Origin of the sequence: Pontibacillus yanchengensis (genome assembly GCF_009856295.1) — a bacterium.
Taxonomy (GTDB): domain Bacteria; phylum Bacillota; class Bacilli; order Bacillales; family BH030062; genus Pontibacillus; species Pontibacillus yanchengensis_A.
Map to the genome: position 1 here is coordinate 1 of NZ_WMEU01000006.1, position 17,635 is coordinate 17,635.

The 17,635-nt window shown below is 34.1% G+C and carries 19 protein-coding genes; 18 read left to right on the top strand and 1 reads right to left on the bottom strand.

Going from position 1 to position 17,635, the window contains the following annotated elements; all coding sequences use genetic code 11:
• Positions 1-586 precede the first annotated feature (586 nt).
• On the top strand, positions 587-787 hold the full coding sequence (locus GLW08_RS16265) for a hypothetical protein (RefSeq protein ID WP_160849714.1): 201 nt from the start codon (positions 587-589) through the stop codon (positions 785-787).
• 104 nt (positions 788-891) lie between these two features.
• Positions 892-1,371 (top strand): GNAT family N-acetyltransferase, encoded by a 480-nt coding sequence (locus GLW08_RS16270; RefSeq protein WP_160849715.1) that lies wholly within the window; start codon positions 892-894, stop codon positions 1,369-1,371.
• A 123-nt stretch (positions 1,372-1,494) separates the two neighbouring features.
• Here the strand turns inward: GLW08_RS16270 and GLW08_RS16275 are convergent, their stop codons facing one another.
• Positions 1,495-1,731, bottom strand: coding sequence for a hypothetical protein (locus tag GLW08_RS16275; RefSeq protein WP_160849716.1), 237 nt, complete (start codon positions 1,729-1,731; stop codon positions 1,495-1,497).
• Between the two features lie 370 nt (positions 1,732-2,101).
• On the opposite strand from GLW08_RS16275, the gene GLW08_RS16280 reads away from it, so the two are divergent.
• From GLW08_RS16280 to GLW08_RS16355, 16 genes are all read left to right on the top strand, one after another.
• The gene (locus GLW08_RS16280) at positions 2,102-2,704 is read left to right on the top strand and encodes a hypothetical protein (RefSeq protein ID WP_160849717.1); all 603 of its coding nucleotides are present in this window, start codon (positions 2,102-2,104) and stop codon (positions 2,702-2,704) included.
• Between the two features lie 791 nt (positions 2,705-3,495).
• Positions 3,496-4,359, top strand: coding sequence for a reverse transcriptase domain-containing protein (locus GLW08_RS16285; RefSeq protein ID WP_160849718.1), 864 nt, complete (start codon positions 3,496-3,498; stop codon positions 4,357-4,359).
• 510 nt (positions 4,360-4,869) lie between these two features.
• Positions 4,870-6,117: a group II intron reverse transcriptase/maturase gene (gene ltrA / locus GLW08_RS16290; RefSeq protein WP_160849719.1), complete on the top strand. Its 1,248-nt coding sequence runs from the start codon at positions 4,870-4,872 to the stop codon at positions 6,115-6,117.
• Positions 6,118-6,169: 52 nt separating this feature from the next.
• Positions 6,170-7,171 carry a hypothetical protein gene (locus GLW08_RS16295; protein ID WP_337193953.1) on the top strand — a complete coding sequence of 334 codons (1,002 nt, stop codon included), beginning with the start codon at positions 6,170-6,172 and terminating at the stop codon, positions 7,169-7,171.
• A 232-nt stretch (positions 7,172-7,403) separates the two neighbouring features.
• Positions 7,404-7,988, top strand: a complete 585-nt coding sequence (locus tag GLW08_RS16300) for a hypothetical protein (protein WP_160849720.1) — start codon at positions 7,404-7,406, stop codon at positions 7,986-7,988.
• Between the two features lie 251 nt (positions 7,989-8,239).
• Complete coding sequence (locus GLW08_RS16305) at positions 8,240-8,746, top strand: deaminase (RefSeq protein ID WP_160849721.1); 507 nt, start codon at positions 8,240-8,242, stop codon at positions 8,744-8,746.
• Positions 8,747-8,803: 57 nt separating this feature from the next.
• Positions 8,804-9,361, top strand: coding sequence for a YdcF family protein (locus tag GLW08_RS16310; protein WP_160849722.1), 558 nt, complete (start codon positions 8,804-8,806; stop codon positions 9,359-9,361).
• Between the two features lie 440 nt (positions 9,362-9,801).
• Positions 9,802-10,191: a DUF3888 domain-containing protein gene (locus GLW08_RS16315; RefSeq protein WP_160849723.1), complete on the top strand. Its 390-nt coding sequence runs from the start codon at positions 9,802-9,804 to the stop codon at positions 10,189-10,191.
• 547 nt (positions 10,192-10,738) lie between these two features.
• Entirely contained in the window at positions 10,739-11,209 is a 471-nt protein-coding gene (locus tag GLW08_RS16320; protein ID WP_160849724.1) for a hypothetical protein, read from the top strand.
• Positions 11,210-12,066: 857 nt separating this feature from the next.
• Positions 12,067-12,669: a nucleotidyltransferase domain-containing protein gene (locus tag GLW08_RS16325; RefSeq protein WP_160849725.1), complete on the top strand. Its 603-nt coding sequence runs from the start codon at positions 12,067-12,069 to the stop codon at positions 12,667-12,669.
• Between the two features lie 219 nt (positions 12,670-12,888).
• The gene (locus tag GLW08_RS16330) at positions 12,889-13,731 is read left to right on the top strand and encodes a tyrosine-type recombinase/integrase (RefSeq protein WP_160849726.1); all 843 of its coding nucleotides are present in this window, start codon (positions 12,889-12,891) and stop codon (positions 13,729-13,731) included.
• 279 nt (positions 13,732-14,010) lie between these two features.
• Positions 14,011-14,364, top strand: a complete 354-nt coding sequence (locus GLW08_RS16335; protein WP_160849727.1) for a hypothetical protein — start codon at positions 14,011-14,013, stop codon at positions 14,362-14,364.
• 781 nt (positions 14,365-15,145) lie between these two features.
• A complete protein-coding gene (locus tag GLW08_RS16340; protein WP_160849728.1) occupies positions 15,146-15,730 on the top strand; it encodes a hypothetical protein in 585 nt (194 codons plus the stop codon).
• Positions 15,731-16,119: 389 nt separating this feature from the next.
• Positions 16,120-16,527, top strand: a complete 408-nt coding sequence (locus GLW08_RS16345; RefSeq protein WP_160849729.1) for a hypothetical protein — start codon at positions 16,120-16,122, stop codon at positions 16,525-16,527.
• Positions 16,528-16,691: 164 nt separating this feature from the next.
• Positions 16,692-17,126 (top strand): hypothetical protein, encoded by a 435-nt coding sequence (locus tag GLW08_RS16350; RefSeq protein ID WP_160849730.1) that lies wholly within the window; start codon positions 16,692-16,694, stop codon positions 17,124-17,126.
• Positions 17,127-17,349: 223 nt separating this feature from the next.
• Entirely contained in the window at positions 17,350-17,529 is a 180-nt protein-coding gene (locus GLW08_RS16355; RefSeq protein ID WP_160849731.1) for a hypothetical protein, read from the top strand.
• The last annotated feature ends 106 nt before the right edge of the window (positions 17,530-17,635 follow it).

Here is a 17,635-nt window from a genome sequence, read left to right on the forward strand (position 1 = left end):
CCATTTATTATTGTTTACAGGCGATAGTTTCAGGTACAAAGAATCATTAACTCACCGATAATTTAGAGGCGGCAAGTGGCATACATTTTTGAATGCCATTCCCTACATTTTTTACTTGCCAAATACATATTAACTAAACAGTCCTATATGATTGGTGCTTAATTAGCTAATTACGATAAGGAGAAGCATCAGTTCTACCATAATCTTTACGATAAATACTTTAGAAAATTTAAACCAGCTTACTCAAATGGAGATATTGGAAAAAGTAAAGGGATAATTGAGGAATATAAAAAAGGTGTAAAAAATTTCTTAAAAGATATAGAAAATTGATTATTCTTAATCAGCTGCAAAAAAGTTTAACTAGCAAATTATCTTGAATTCAAGTGTTACAGTTTTGGGCGCTAACCTGGAATAAAGGGGAGAGCGCCTTAAGTATATCTTAAGGGAAACTCACTATTGTGTTATTAATGGTCCTTTGAAATAATTGGTAGTAAATTGAAAGGTAGTTTTTATTGAATGTAATTTTAATAGGGGGAGCTTCTTGAAGTAAATAGGGTTAGTAAGTATTATTTTAGGAATTATTCTAATGGCACTTGGTGGCTTAGAGAGAATAATGTTTTTCCAGTCTTATGGTGGTGATATTAATCAAAAGCGGGCTATTATTAATTTAACCCCATCTTACATAGGGAATATAACGAGTTTCACCCTTTGGACAGGTGTAGTAAGTATAATAGTAGGTTTGCTAATGATACTCTCTGAGTTGAATGATAAACGGTTTAGTGAATGAAATTTAACATTGAATAATAGTGGGGCAGATCCAATAATTTGGTATATATAAAGATATTAAAAAGAAGTCTTGAATTTTCTTAAATTAGAAAAGAGGTAGTACTAATGTGTAATAAGCTGAATTTTGAAATCAATGATATCAATAAGGCAGAGATCGAAATAAATATTATGAACTCAAACCCATCTTATAATCTTGTTTCAAAAAATAAAAGCACAATAAAACTCCAAGATATCCATTCAGAATATGAAGAGTCCAATAAATTAAATACTACACGCTTATTAATAAAACAGGATGACGACTATATTGGTTTAGTTGACTATTGCTTAAATAATCCTTCAGATAATTTTCCTTGGATAAGCTTGTTTGTGATTCACAAAGAGTTTCAAGGACGAGGGTATTCAATCGAAGCATATAAGGAATTTGAAAAACTTATAAGAAAGAAAAATAAAGAAAAAATACGGTTAGCTGTTCATAAAGAAAATGAAACAGGGGTAAGGTTTTGGGGGAAATTTGGCTACACCAAGTTCAAGGAAGTATTATTTGAAGGTAAACCTCACTTATGCTTGGAAAAAGAATTAAATTAGTCACTTGTATGCATAATGTAACAATAGCCAAGGATATCTCGACTTTGAGTATTCCGGATAAGACCAGCTATAAACTTAAATAATTAATGGCTTTGTCTCGAGGCGCATATGACTGTAAATATATTATTTCTTTTTATCAAGTTCCCATTTTGTGAATACATTAATTACGAAATAAGTCATTAAGCCAGCAATAAGTGAAATGATTAAATTTCTTATACTTAAAAGACCATAGTCATGATAATAGGAAATTAATGCGTAAGCGTCTTCCTTGTAGAATATCATCATTATCACAAGTGCTATTTTATGTGACAGTGGAAAAAAGAATCCAAATAAAACAATATACAAAGCATATCTTTTCATAAAATGATCCCCTTTTAAGACTATCGTATGAGACAACTATATGTGACAAGCCGTTTAATGATACTAAAAATCACCAAAAACTTACTGTCGAAGATTATACGTCTAGATTTATATATATTAAGTAGAGGAAAAGAGATTTTAACTCGAATACAAGTATTCCATGCGATCGCGCTTTCCTGGAATTAGGAAAGCCTTTTTTATTTGACTTGATTATATAGTAGAGCAGTTTGTTAATTGGATATTTATGTTTATAAGTGAATTAGATTGTGAAGAAATGATCTTCAACTAATGGAGCAGGTTAGTTGCAGCAAAATCGTTATTAAACATAAATTTCTAATTCGGACATACCTATTATTAGGAGGTGTCCAGTTTGAAAAAGAATCCTGAAAGTTTCTCAAATTCATTATTGTACTTTTCTTTAGGTTGTATAATATTGGCTTTTATATTTTCTGGGGTTTTTCAATCGAAAGAATCAGAAAGTTTGCAAGAAAAATTAACAGTATCGACACAAGTACGTTCTCTTCTTAATAATGATTCAAAAGGAATAGAAAATAAACTAAATACAATAGTAGAAAATACTAATCAAATTTCAAAAATTGAAATTTATAATGTTTCAGGTATATCTGAAAGTATAAAGGTATTTGATTATGTCAAAAAAGAGAAACCTAATTTTGAGTATAGTAGAGATTTTGCTTTTACACCATTATTTGTTGACTTCCATCCATCTGGAAGCGGTGACAGTAATTGGTATGTAATAACGGAAAGAAGAAGTTTCCATACATTAAGTGTTTTGGTCTTATTATTAGGTTTTACCCTTTATTGGTTTTCATTCTCTATTTGGGCTTTAAGAAATGCCTATTATCAAAAGAGACTAAATGTTATGTGGGCTTTTTTGTTAGTTTTATTAAATGTTATAGGGTATTCTTTATTTCTATTATATAGAAATAAAACAGATGCAAAGCATGGTTTTTAAATAGCCTTTGTTGAACTAAAGGGTGCTATTGTTAAAGAATAATTTGTTAATTATCTTGAATCCAAGTCTTCCTGATAAGGGCGCGCGCGACAAGTTCTGCTATAAACGCTTTGAGCGTGAAAGGCAGGAAGTTTTACTAGGTGAAATTTCAACTTTATTACGGAGGTTGGGAATGATGGAACCACGTTTCCTGAAACCAACCCGTCAATACTCCTGCATGTGTTAAGACTGACAGGTCTTAGGATGTGAAGCACAGGTAGTCTCGGTAGAACAGAAGCTGAAGCCATTCAACATGAAAAGGTATGCTGATGGATATACCGCACGGCTGAAAAACTAGATAAGGTGAGAATGGTTCTTTGAGATAGGAACTGACGAACTTCCGAATGTAAGGGTCTAATTAAACAACATAGGGAAACCTATGTGTCATCTCACGATGACGTGAGTGGTGTGGAGTAAAATTGCGCCCTCTGAAATACGCTATACCGAACCATGGCGGTATCCAGCTCACAGGCTTATAGGAAGCACCTAACTTTAGAAGGGATAGCTACGTTGTAAGGTACTTGGAAAGCAAGAAACGTCGGTTTATGGGCTGTCACCCTAGACGGTTGCTATAAAGTGAAGACTGAAAAGCATTTATTCTTGTGAGGGTAGGGGAATGACTGATGAATCTCCTGTAATAGGAGGGGAGGAACAGCCCCAAGTCTAATGAATGAAACGATTATTTTCCTAACGTGAATGACACCGATCGGGTAGGAATGTGGGAATATCACTCCACAAGGAGGGATGCCACAGTGTCAACGCTGCGAAACTGGGATTATTACAATATGACGGAGACGTTTACAGAATTACATGAAAAAGCGAGCCAAGGAAATAGCTTTTCTCATCTATATGATTCCATCATATCGAAAGAAAATATCCTGCTCGCTTTTCGCATGATTAAGACAAACAAAGGTTCCAAAACACCAGGGACAGATGGGAAAACCATCGCCGATATGAAAAAGTTATCGGAAAATGAACTGGTAACAGAAGTGAGGGCCAAACTTAAGAACTATCACCCGAAGAAAGTTCGTAGGGAATGGATTGAAAAAGAAAACGGGAAATGGAGACCTCTCGGGATTCCATGTATCTTGGATAGAATCATCCAACAAAGTTTTAAACAAATCCTTGAACCCATCGTAGAAGCACGATTTTTCAAGCATAGTTACGGGTTCAGACCTCTACGGTCTGCTCATCATGCTATGGCTAGGATACAATATTTAATTAACCAAGCGCAATTTCATTTTGTAGTCGATGTAGATATTAAAAGTTTCTTCGATAATGTAAATCACACTCGATTAAACAAACAACTTTGGAATATCGGCATACAAGATAGAAGAGTCTTAGCTTGTATCTCAAAGATGTTAAAGTCTGAAATCGATGGAGAAGGTGTTCCTGATAAAGGCTCACCGCAAGGTGGTATTCTATCGCCTCTGCTCTCGAATGTCGTGTTAAATGACTTGGACCAGTGGGTCTCAGGACAATGGGAGACGTTTCCCTTACACAAACCTTACAGCTCAGATGACGCTAGACGACGTGCTAGAAAAACTACCAATCTTAAACATGGCTACCTTGTGAGATATGCCGATGATTGTGCGCCACGAAGGCGCGGCGCGTAAGCGCCAATGCTATGCTGTACAGAAGATGAGGGAAGGCCCCTCGGAGCCGCTGTGCAGGCGGAGGCTTCAAACCACCTTAAGCTGCTGTAATCAAAAGTTATGGTAGTGAGCGTTAAGGAAAAGGTAGGGCAAGACCCTATCAGGTACATATCACGGAGACGAACACCATTGAAACGCTGATAAAGTGTCGTAAGCATAGGAATGTCATCAAAACCAGGGGGGAGTCGTTAACCTGGGACGAGTCTGGAAGAGACCTGTTTACTGACCAGGCGGTGACCGGCATGAAGGCGGCGTGAACGTGATATAGGCTTCTGTACGGAACGTGGGAACCTACGACTCCGATGCTAATGGAAAAATCCAAGTGGAAACCCCACGAGGATGAAAGTACAGATGCGGAGTATAGGGACGGAACAGCTTGTAGTAGTGATGAGGCTTTTCGAAAGAAAAGAAGAGCAAAGGAGCTGTGTTATCCCGTTTTGAAAACTAGTCAACCAATTATGGGAGGAACTTATGGACAAAACAAAGCCGCATAAAATTTCTAAACAAACAGTGTGGAAAGCTTATAAACTAGTCAAAGCGAAAAAAGGAGCACCTGGCATCGATGATGAGTCAATCCAGTGTTTCGAAGAAAAGCTGAAAGACAACCTATACAAAATATGGAATCGCATGTCTTCTGGATCATACTTTCCGCCTCCAGTTAAAGTTGTAGAGATTCCCAAGAAAAATGGGGGAACTAGAACTCTAGGAGTTCCAACTGTATCTGATCGAATTGCACAGATGACGGCTAAACTTTACTTTGAACCTTTAGTTGAACCATTCTTTCATACTGATTCATACGGTTACAGACCTCATAAGTCTGCAATTGATGCTGTAAGAGCCATAAGAAAAAGGTGTTGGAAGAATGATTGGGTACTAGAGTTTGACATCAAAGGACTGTTTGACAATATAGATCATGAATTACTCATGAAAGCAGTTAGGAAACATACGAACTGCAAATGGTTAATTCTCTATATTGAAAGATGGTTAAAGGCACCATTTCAGAAGAAAGATGGAGAGATGGTTGAGAGAATATCGGGAACACCGCAAGGCGGTGTGATCAGTCCCGTTCTGGCTAATTTGTTCATGCATTACACATTTGATAAATGGATGGAAATCAATTACCCAGATAACACGTGGGCAAGATATGCCGATGATGCAGTAATACATTGTAAAAGTAAAGAAGAAGCCGAGAAGATACTTGAGAATTTAAACCGTCGGTTTAACGAATGTAGGCTTGAACTACATCCCGACAAAACCAAGATAATCTACTGTAAAGACGCAGATCGGACTGAGGATCATCCAAATATCTCGTTTGACTTCTTAGGATATACCTTTCGACCGAGACGATCTAAGAACAGATATGGAAAGTTCTTCATAAACTTTACTCCGGCGGTGAGCAACAAGGCATGCAAAGCCATGAGGCAAACTATAAGAGGATGGCGGCTTCAATTGAAGCCCGATAAAGAGATTAATGACCTCTCTCAAATGTTTAATGCTGTAATTAGAGGGTGGATTAACTACTATGGTCATTTCTACAAATCCCAACTCTACTCTGTCTTACGTCACATGAATCGAGCATTAGTGCAATGGGTAAGAAGGAAATATAAGAGATTTATGAGACATAAGAAAAGGGCAGAGAGATGGCTAGGAAGACTTGCTAGGAATCTACCACAACTGTTTGTGCACTGGCAGATGGGAATTCTGCCTGCGGATGGATAATGGGAGCCGGATGAGCTGAGAGGTTCACGTCCGGTTCTGAGAGGGCCTAAGGGTGAGATTCCCTTGGGCTACTCACCTTAAGATTCTATGTCGTGACGGAAAGACGGCTCAACGTTGGTACCATGCGGTACGCTTATTTCTGAAAGAGCGTTTAAATCTTGATATATCTCCTGAAAAGTCTCAAATTGTGAATCTTCGTAAAAGAGAATCAGAATTCTTAGGGTTTACCATACGTGCCAATCGAAAGGGTAAGAAACGAGTGGCACACACGGGCATTATTTCTTCCAAAAGAATGAAAATAAAAGAGGAAGCTAGGAAATTAATCCGAAGGATTAAGGCTTCCCCAACGGCTCGCAATATCCACCGATATAATAGTTTTGTGTTAGGTATCCATCACTACTTCAACCGAGCGACTCATGTAAGTCTTGAATTCTCACGTCTTGCCTTCGATCTAAAACCATTCTTGTACAATCGACTTCGGACGGTTGGGACACAAGAACATCCATTTCGCCCACCACCCTTATATAAGAAACTTTTCAGCTTGCGTACTAAAACCATCCGTATTAAGGATATGTATCTATTTCCGCTAGGAAACGTTAGAACCATCCATACAATGGGCTTCAGTACAAAGCTCTCCCTCTACACGGAGGATGGAAGGAACCACTTATATAAGAAATTACGTCCTGATATCCAAAAGGAAATTAGTCATCTTATGAAATCCTTTCTACCTGATAGAAGTGTAGAATATATGGATAACCGAATCAGCAGGTATAGTATGAAGATGGGCAAATGCGAAATCACTGGGGAGTATCTTTACGCTCATACCATGCATTGTCACCACTACATGCCTAAATCTCTTGGTGGTAGCGACCAATTTAAAAATCTTCGTATTCTTCATAAGGAAGTCCACCAATTAATCCATATGAAGGATAAAGAGAAGGTGAAACGACTTGTCCAAGTACTAGATATTAATCAATCTCAATTAGATAAAGTCAATAAATACCGAAAGGTATGTAACCTTGAAGGTATCAAAATGTCCCAACTCGAAGAGTAACACTGGAACTTATAATCTAGTACTTAACATTAGATGGAGCGCCGAATGCCGGGAAACTGGCACGTTCGGTGTGGAGCAGGGGAAAAGCTGGAGATAACATCAAATGCTTACCTATTGCTAACGATTCTTTAATAAGAAATTACATCTTTTAATAACTTAAACGGGCTAGGTGGATTAGTTGAATAAGCTTGTATTTAAATAAGCTGTTGGAAAAATACATGGGGGTGTAGATTTGAGTTTAGACTTAAATAGGCTAAATGAAAAATTATTGAATGAGGCAGATGGAATTCTTTATGAGTTAGGTTTGTACGATTCATTAAAAAAGTACGGGGATCCAAAAGTTAGTGGGAGTTATTTTTTAAATTTGATGACTTGGAGAGATTTAGATATATATCTTAAATCAGAAGCAATGGACAATGAAACCTTTTTTGATTTAGGTAAAGAAATTACTATGAAATTGAATCCATCTAAAATGAGTTTTAGAAATGAATTAATTGGTAAAACCCCGCATTTACCAGAAGGATTATATTGGGGGGTACATACAAATCTTTTTGACGAGAAATGGAAAGTAGATATATGGGCAATTAACTCAGAAGAGGTCAAGCGAAAGCAAAGAGAAGTAGAGGAAATAAAGTATAGACTTGATAACTCTAAAAAAGAATCAATTTTAGAGTTGAAAAATCAATTGCATAGTCACCCTTTATATCGCAAAACATTTTTTAGTGTAGATATTTATGATGCGGTACTGAATGATAAGGTAACATCATTAGAACAATTTAAAGAATGGTTATGTAAAAGAAAGGAAATACAAATATAATCCAAGGTTAGGAAAACAGCTTTTTTTATTCTTCGATTTATCAGCTATCTTGGCAGAATAAATTAGTGCTTATCTCGAATGTGAGAGTTCAATAAACGGGCGCGATTCTTTAATAAGAATTTGCGTCTTTTTTATTTAGAACAGAGAATAATTCTTCAGATCATCTATATGGATATAAATGTTAAAATAGTATGGGAATGTAATAAGACGAATGTATAAGATAATTAAAGAATAGGGGGGGATGGGGCGTTGTGAGTTTTGATATAGATAGATACTTTTTAACATTAGCATTAGACGAAGCTGAACAAGCATTAAGTGAAAATACATATCCCATTGGGGCTGTAATTGTAGATGAAAATTATAAGTTAGTCTCCACAGGACGAAACCAAGTCCATCCACATCATGATGCAACTGCTCACGCTGAAATAAATGCAATACGAAATGCAGGTCAAGCAATATTAAATGCAAAAGTTAATCGTGAGAAATTCACTATATTCACTTCTTTAGAACCTTGTCCTATGTGTACAGGAGGAATTTTATTTGCAAATATAAAGAAAGTTGTTTGGATACTTAATGACGATTTAGGATTTGGTGGTTATAAAAAGATTAAAGGAGCTAATGTATTTGATAATAGGTTTAATGAAATTGAAGTAATTGAAGAACCATATAAAGATTTGAAAATAAGACAACAGGAGCTTATGAGTAAATGGGAAGTTAATCCAAATAATATCGTTAATTTGCGAGATGCTTTAATGTAATATCTCATTCTAATTATCGAGCTTTTTTAGAAATAAAGAATATAAGGGGAAGTATTAATGGCTTATCCGTTTGATTGTATTACTGATTTCATTTTCGTAGAAACTGATATTTCTCCAGCAGATGTGATTTTAGTTCCGGGTGCTGACCATCCACAACTAATAGAAAAGGCAGTTGCTTTATATAAACAAGGATTAGCCCCATATATACTTCCGTCTGGTGGATATAAACCACATGTTGGAGCTACGGAATGGTCATATCTAAGTAATATTGGAATTAGAAATGGAGTACCAGAAGGAGCAATTTTAAAAGAAGATAAAGCACAGCACACTTTGGAAAATGCTCGTTTTTCTTTGGAAGTTTTAAAACAAAAGGATATAGCCTTAAATAAAGTTATTATAGTATGTAAAGCATGTCATTCTCGGCGTGCATTGCTATGCTATCAAAAGGTGTTTCCAAAAGAAGTAGAGTTTCTTGTCTCTCCTGTTGTTGATAGATATGGGATAACTAAAGATAACTGGTTTCTTTCTGAAATCGGAATAAGTCGTACAATGACTGAAGTTCAGAAAATCGGTAAATACTTTGGAGATTTTATTCCAAATTGGGTAGACAGATAAATAAACATAGTTCTTCACTAACGGGGCAGTTGAGTTTAAGAGGATTTTAAGGAGGGAGAAAAATAAATATATTAAAAAGAGTAAATGGGGTCATCTTAATCGTAATAATTGGACTTGTTGTATCTTACTTATTTTTGCATATTAAGATACCGATCTATATTGTTCTCGCTCTTGCATCTGTTGCGTATACGCTAACGGCAATTGACATCATCAAATATCGCCAAAACAAGGGCGGCTATAAATATATTGTTGGTGCTATTGTTATGCTTTTCGCAGCGGCTATGATGTTTTTTGAATAAAGGTAATGTAAAAAACTTTAGTACTATCGGGTGCAATAGTGGAACAAGGAGTTGTCGATGCGGCAGCTCCTATTGTGTTAAAGGAGCAGAATAATTGAATAAGAGTTGTTTAGTTTCAAAAACTAAACAGAGGTGATAATTATGAGGAAATTTTCATTTATAATTATAGTCGTAATGTTTCTTACAGTCGCTAACTCACCAGTAAATGCAAAACCAATAAACGAAGCTGATACGGGTTTATATTACACACTTTATTATGCACTTATGAGTAGCCTAAGAGAACCAGTAGATAAAGCGATTGTAGAAATTTATAAGGATGACAAAAACGCCCCAAGAGATCTTAGGTGGGATGCGACTGGAGCAGAAATTCTTAAAATAAAGCAAGTGTATGGTATCGGGGGACTATACGAGATAACTTTAAAGATAATGCCTTTTTATCGTGCTCATATAACATATGGAATTGATGAAGTTGTTATAAATACAAATGGTGAACTGATAAGTTATAAACACTTGAAGACATATCCTCGTTAGTGCAACTAAAGGGTGCAATAGCTGAACAAGGAACTGTCAAATGTGGCACTTAATATTGACAGATGCCAGAAGAAAGTATGTTTACGACTAATGCACAAAGGTTTAACATATGGAGGAGCATATTTTCCTAAAATAAAAGACGTCCTATGAAGTACGTCTTTGCGTATTGCGGCGAGAGACAGCACTCCACATTTGTGCCTTGCCATAAAGGCGTGTCAATCTCGTCTTATGCAAATCAGCTCATCGCGAGATTAGTATAGCATAATGCAACTATTATATCTAATAGGAATTTTCCTTATAGTATTGAACGGGTGAGTTTATTGAAGAGTAAGTTAATTATCTCGAACTCAAGTCTTCCATATTTGGGCGCGAACCTAGAACAAAAGGGGGGAGTGCGTCCCTATTTTTATGGGATTGATTGGGTTAAATATCTAAAGTGGAATAGAAGAATTATCATTCAATAGTTTGATTGCTTTGTAATAATTGGAACTATTTGGATTGTTATAAAGCTTCTGTGAATTTTATTAATTGGGGAAGGTAGGAAAATATGAAGAGAACTTTGATTTTAGTTAATTCTATAATTGTAATAAGTGTGCTGTTTGGTTGTTCAACAAAAAAAGAACAGTTTAATGACGAAAATATAATTTTTAATGTAATTGATATCCAATCTACCAATGAGTTTAATTCCTATAAGATAAAAATATCAAATAAAACTGAATTTGATTTAACTCATCTTTCTCTCGATTTAAGTTATCCAATAAAAACGGTAAACGGTTCTAAAAGTAATCCTTTTGTTGTAGAAGGCGAAGCAGAAAACACAGAAAGACCAGTAAAACTTAAATCAGGAGAGGCAATACAGTTTTCAATTATTGCTCCAATAAATGAGGTGTTTTCTGATAAAGACTTACTTGATTTTGAAAATCCTAGTGTGAAATTACAGGGATATTTTAAAGAAGAAAATACCGAAGTTCCATTTGGTATTTCTGGTGGATTAAGAGTTTTGGTTGACGAGAATTAAATTGTTTAATTTCTATAGTATTTTCATCAGTAATCATTATGTTATCTCGAATTCAAGTCTTCCTGATACGAGGGCGCAAATGTAGAAAAACATACTGTTTTTCATATAGAATTTAAATGTCAAATAAAAGCTTGAAACAACGATTTAATGGTGTAGTAACCAAGCATTTAAAGAAATATCTCAGTTGGTTTCAAGTGATACATCTTCAAAGAATTGAAGATATAATGATTGATATTACAGCGAAAAGGAAATAGTTACCAGTTACCGAAGCGTATGATACAATAAGGTTATCTAGCTTTACAGTGTAACATTATATGGAGTGATTATTTGAAAAATTATTTTTTAGCGTTTGATAATTACTTTGAACCGATTGATTTTAAAAGAGATAATATTCTCACCTACATAGCAATATTTTTATCATTCATTACCAATGCATCTTTTAATGTATCGTCTATTTATATTTTTATTTTCATACCATTGATTCTAATGGTAAGAGGTGCATGGGATATAGCTCAATTTAAATCAAAACAACAAAAGAGGTACAAACAAACATTAAGTATTACTTTACATCTGGCTTTAGTTTTCGGCATTTTATGGTTGGTTCTCAGGGGATTAATCCCCTTTCTAGATTTCTTATTTAAACAATTTAGTTAAATATATCCAATAATAAAAAAATAACATCCTCTAAGGGTGTTATTTTTTTCCTATTTGAACACTGAACTTTAAAATAGTTTGATTTTAACTATTACGCCTCTTTTTATATTAAATTTTGTATTTAAAGGATAATCTGACAGGTTGTTCGAAGTAAATTCATTATATGTAATCAATTTAAATTCATTTAAGGGGGGGGTTTTATTTTGAGATTAGATATAGATAATTGGGATCCAATCACGGTTTCAGAAATAAATGAAGTTTTCTCAAAGATTCCAATAAATTGGTGTATAGCTGGAGGATGGGCCTTAGATATACATATAAGTAAAAAGACTAGAGTACATAAAGATATAGATGTCATCATCTTTAGAGAAGATCAACAAGTATTATATCATTATTTAAATGGAGCATGGGATTTATATAAAGCTGAAAATGGAAAACTTGTGTCTTGGAAACAAGGAGAGTATTTGGGTTCAACTAATGATATTTGGGTAAGTAAGGATGCTTATTCTTCTTGGGCATTTCAAATTATGTTAGTGGACACTGACAATGATGAATGGATATACAGAAGAGACAAATCCATAAGAGCATCGAAAGAGAAGATTATGCATAAATCTCAAGATGGCATTCCTTATATTAAACCTGAGATTCAGCTTCTTTATAAAGCTGGGGCTTCAATAATAAGAAATAAGGATCTTCAGGATTTTCAAAACATTCTTCCTTTTCTAGATACAAGAGAAAAAGAGTGGCTTAAAGATGCTATAAATAAACAATTTCCTTGTGGCCATAGTTGGTTAAAGTGCTTATAGAATTACTTGTGTAGGTTAATTATCTCGAATTCAAGTCTTTAAGATTAGGGGGATTTCCTTTAATATCAAATAGCACTTTTTATTGCTTTATCAATGTATTTGGTGATTTTTTGTGAATTGCTACTTCTTAGATAGTTGAATAAGGTTTGTATGAAAGTGGGGGAAATGTGAATACTAATATTTAGGTGATTTGGGTCCATTTCTAGGAGAGTGAATATAATGCTTCTATCTGTAGTATGGGAGAAATACCAGCTAGATAAAAAAATCGAAGGCTATTCCCCTTTCACAATGAAGTCCTATAGTAATCAGTATAAAATGTTAATTCGACATTTTGGTGATGTCGATATGAATACCATAACAACTGACAATCTTAAGAGTTATTTAGTAGAGTCAAGCGAGCTATTAAAACCTTCAAGTTTAGGTCATAGGATACGTTGTGTAAGGTGTTTGTTTAAATGGGCTTATGATGAAGGATTTATTGAAAAGAACCCCGCAGTTAAATTGAAAGAACCTAAATTGGGGAAGCGCATTCCAAAGTTTCTCTCAGAACTAGAGATAGAACATCTTCGAGAAGCGTGTGAAACAACTATGGAAAATGCTATTTTTGAATTTTTTTATTCAACAGGATGTAGAATTGGAGAAGTAGTAAAGTTAAATCGAGATGACATATCCTTTTCAACAAATTCTGTAATCGTACATGGCAAAGGGGATAAAGAAAGAGAAGTCTATTACAATACCCGTTGTTCACTATGGTTAAAAAGGTATTTGGAGGAACGGGAGGATGATGATCCTTGTTTGTTTTTAACGGAAAGAAGACCTAAGAAAAGAATAAGCAGCGATATGTTGCGTTATATCATTAAACGGATATCAAGTAAGGCTGGTATTAATAAAAACATTCATCCTCATCAACTAAGACATAGCTATGCTACGCATATGATCAACAATGGAGCCCCTGTAGAAGTTATTCAAAGTCTATTAGGTCATGAAAAGAGCGAAACAACTAAGCTATATGCCCAGCTAAGCGGTAAACTGAGACATGATTTATATACTAAATACTTTTAAAAGAACACGTTCATATAGAATGTGTTCTTTTACATTTAGTAAATACAATTAATGATTTTTTAATTTAATACTGAATTCATAAAGAATAATAATGATTATGTTTTTGTGAATTCTTGCGCTTCCGGAGACTTAAGTATATTAACTATAGGATTAATGGATAAATTATCTCGAATTCAAGTGTTCCATATTCGGGCGCGAATCATAAATAAAAAGTTGTGTCCCTTTATACTTTGGGAAAGTTACTATCAAAATGTAATGTAAACAAGGTGGTGCGATTTTTTGGTATCCGTATTAAAAAGGTTTGGAGTTGTTTTATCTTGTATAATTCTTTTAACCGCATGTTCTGAAGCAGAAGAAACAGATGCCAAAACTATTATGGCAACTGGAAAAGTAGTTGAAAAAAACACTGAGGATACAGAGAGATATATAGAAGTGTTGACTATAGTCGAGAACAACAAAAGGAACATAAAGTTACAAGTTAAAAATGAAAATGTATGGAACTTGATCTTAAAAGATAAATTTTACAGGGTCTCATTCGATATTGAAAACGGTACATATAGTCCATTAAAAGAAATAAAGACAATAAAAGTGGATCCTGAAAAGTTCCAAAAAGACTTAATGAACTTAAACTAACATGGAATTATAGTTGAGGGTAATTTGATGATTATCTCAAATTCAAGTATTCCTGATAAGTGCGCAAACCCAGAATAAAAGGGGCATTTTCACTACTCGGGCTACTTTCTTTCATTTTTCCATTACCTTGCTAGATTCAAGTTTTTTCTCCTTTTTAGTGTTTCAACTAGCTTATATGCTTGTTTCTGAAGCAGAGACGCTACCAAACAATGTCAGAGGTGTTGCAACCATAATCAATGTAAGTAGAACTAAAGACAAAATCTTCTTCATAAAGAATTTTCTCCCTTTTTTGGATTCGGTGATAAGGCTATAATAGAGTGAGCTAATAGTAAACAGTTTATAGGAAAATAGTTACTTAAACAGGAGTTGATTACCATCTTTTTTGTTCTCTACGAGAGTTTCGTAGCAAAGTTTTTATTAATAACAATCATTTTATTTTTTACATTGTATATATTACGGAAAAACGGTATTTCTACTAGAAATGCAATTCTAGTTTTAGTAATCGTTTCATTAGGGGCTCTTGTCTTGCTTGGTGTTGTTTTAGCTCCTTTACTAGCTTTGGGAATAACCGTTATATCAAATTTTGTGTATCAAAGTTTTCAAAAAGATTAGGTTATAACAGTAAAAAATGAACTTTCAAAATAATAACCTCACAGCTATTAATCTGGAAGTATTTGTCTTGGTTGTATATAGAGTAGGTAACTAATTAGATATATGTGTTACATTTTGAATTAGATTGTGATGGAATGATCTTAAACGGACAGGTTTCTAGGGGGAGAAAATGAAGAAAATTTTATTTGGTATCTTTATAATTATAGGTATATTTTTAATCGATAGTTTCTCAGGACTGCACTTTAAAGAAATAAATGCTGTACCAGGAGATGTTAAACTGATTAGTTCCAGTGATATTGGCGGTTATGCAAAAGCAGTATTATTTGAAGACAACACTACCAGGAAGTTTGGAGTTGCGGAAATTGAAAAGAAATTTGGTTTTCTGTATCGATATGACGGGGGTTCATGGAGTGGTATGGTAGAGAAAGGTAAACCTTTTCAAGCTAATGGAATTGGCGACGATGATGATTTTTTAGTAGCGATTAAAACTGCAAAAAATTCTAATATTGAGTATATTGCACTAGGAAACCATATGGAAGGTGTAAAACCATCGGATAAATACAAATTAACGCTTGATGATGTAAGAGAAAACATTGACGAATATTATTTGAAAGAAGTAGAAGATAACTATGTGTTGTTTGTAACTGAGGAATATTCAGAGGATACATGGACTATTAGAGCTTTTGATGAAGAAGGTAACTTAATAGCAGATGAATTGTTTGGGGGAGAAGCAAGATACATTGATTGGGAATAGGAGTGTATTTAATTAACGGGTGCTTAAAATAGTAAATATCTCGAATTCAAGTATTCAAGAATCGGGCGCTAAACTGGAGTAACAGTAAATAAACAGACCGCAAAATATGCACATTTTATACAAAACTCATATTTTTTGGTCTGTTTTAATATGCAAAAAACATACTGCCATTTCATACATAAATTAAATGCCAAATACATTTTGGAGAATAAAGTGCAATTTGCACCCTATAAATGAACTACTTTTTTTATGTGTGATTGCAAGCTACATTGTAGAAAAACGCAATTAAAATCGTACTACTAAATAAAGTCAACTTATTTATTAAAGGGATTGGAAATTTTATGGTATTATATATTCAAGAAAAATTCTTTCTTAATGGGAGTGGTTTCTTGAAGAACTGGATTTTAAAGGGGATTTTTACTGTGATTGTAGTAATTCTTTTGTATTCTATTGCCAACAATTGGTATTATTTACAAGATTTAATTCGGAAAAAGAATGACACCCCAATCCCTTATATAAAGTTGACCATATATGGACTTTTAATTGGAATACTCGTTGAATGGTACAGTTTAAAATCTATTTTCCAAGGACACATTAAAGTGAACTGGCTACTTGCGCCTGCATTAGTATTATTAGTGTTAGCTTTTATACCTGACGATAATTGGTTCAAGTGGTTCGGAGTGGGAAGGGACGGATTTGAAGCTGTTATAGCACCATTTAGATTCAGAGAGTCTCAAATGGCTTTTGATATTGTCACAGGAATCTTATTGATCCGTTCATTCACAACGAAGGAATGACATCAAGAGCTTGGACACCTTGCAATATACTCAACGTTTCAAGAACTTTAAACGAGGTTTTTTCCTTCAAAGTAAAGTCAGTAAAACCTTTTATTGATTTCCGTCTAATTTTATAATAAATCTACAATGCAGGATATTTTCAGATCATATATAGGAGAAGCAAATTGAGAAATAAAACAATAATTAGTATTTTAATCTTTTTATTTATTTCTTCTCTCGTTGCTTGTGGTAGCAACAAAGTAGAAGATTCAAATGGTGATAAACAAGAAGTGAATAGTGTAAATGTTTATAAACAGGAGTTCGATGAAGAGGATTCCAAGAAAACATTGCTCTTCACACTACAAAAAGATAAGAATAAGAACAAGTTAGATAAATTTATTAAAGCCGCAAATGAAGTTAAGTATCAAACTTCAAGGGTAGATATGCCTCCTAGTGACTACAAACTAGAATTTGGATTAGCAAATAATAAAAAAGTTTCATATTCTTTATGGCTAGAGCCGAACTTTGAAGGAGGATTTATTATGGAAGACTCCTCGCACTTCGCCCAATTTAATCAAGCTACTTCTAAAGAACTTTTGAACATAATAAACCATAAATAATAATGGTGCTAAATAAATAAACAAAAAGGTTTTATAGTTAAACAATTTACCTTGAATTCAAGACTTCATGAAAAGGGCGCTTTTCTGGAATAAGGAAAGGCCTTTTTTTGTTTAAATTGAACAGGCTATAAACTGGATATTTGTGCTAAAATCTTAAATAGATTGGAGCTTATGTAAAAATTGTAAAGTACGATAAAAAGAATTGTCTATAAGGGGGATGTAAATGGCATCTTTTTTTGTTTGGGTGTTACTCTTGATTATTGGTGGTTTTGCCGGAATTGGGATTTGTAGTGCTTTTGCAGGTAATGAGGTGTTCACAGGATATGCAGCAATGTTAGGAATGATTGTTGCATTATTAAGTGCGATATTCTTTCAATTAAACTTAATGCAGAGGGAAAAATAATAGATTATACGTTAGAATGGATACTTTAGTTGAATACATAATTATCTCGATTTCAAGTCTTCCAGTTTAGGGCGCGATTCTTTAATAAGAATTCGCGTCTGATTAA

What these genes read in the sequence shown, in the direction of transcription:
- GLW08_RS16265 (WP_160849714.1), top strand. Translation starts at nt 587, where the DNA reads ATGGCACTTGGTGGCTTAGAGAGAATAATGTTTTTCCAGTCTTATGGT.
- GLW08_RS16270 (WP_160849715.1), top strand. Translation starts at nt 892, where the DNA reads ATGTGTAATAAGCTGAATTTTGAAATCAATGATATCAATAAGGCAGAG.
- GLW08_RS16275 (WP_160849716.1), bottom strand. Translation starts at nt 1,731, where the DNA reads ATGAAAAGATATGCTTTGTATATTGTTTTATTTGGATTCTTTTTTCCA.
- ltrA (WP_160849719.1), top strand. Translation starts at nt 4,870, where the DNA reads ATGGACAAAACAAAGCCGCATAAAATTTCTAAACAAACAGTGTGGAAA.
- GLW08_RS16310 (WP_160849722.1), top strand. Translation starts at nt 8,804, where the DNA reads ATGGCTTATCCGTTTGATTGTATTACTGATTTCATTTTCGTAGAAACT.
- GLW08_RS16315 (WP_160849723.1), top strand. Translation starts at nt 9,802, where the DNA reads ATGAGGAAATTTTCATTTATAATTATAGTCGTAATGTTTCTTACAGTC.
- GLW08_RS16320 (WP_160849724.1), top strand. Translation starts at nt 10,739, where the DNA reads ATGAAGAGAACTTTGATTTTAGTTAATTCTATAATTGTAATAAGTGTG.
- GLW08_RS16330 (WP_160849726.1), top strand. Translation starts at nt 12,889, where the DNA reads ATGCTTCTATCTGTAGTATGGGAGAAATACCAGCTAGATAAAAAAATC.
- GLW08_RS16340 (WP_160849728.1), top strand. Translation starts at nt 15,146, where the DNA reads ATGAAGAAAATTTTATTTGGTATCTTTATAATTATAGGTATATTTTTA.
- GLW08_RS16355 (WP_160849731.1), top strand. Translation starts at nt 17,350, where the DNA reads ATGGCATCTTTTTTTGTTTGGGTGTTACTCTTGATTATTGGTGGTTTT.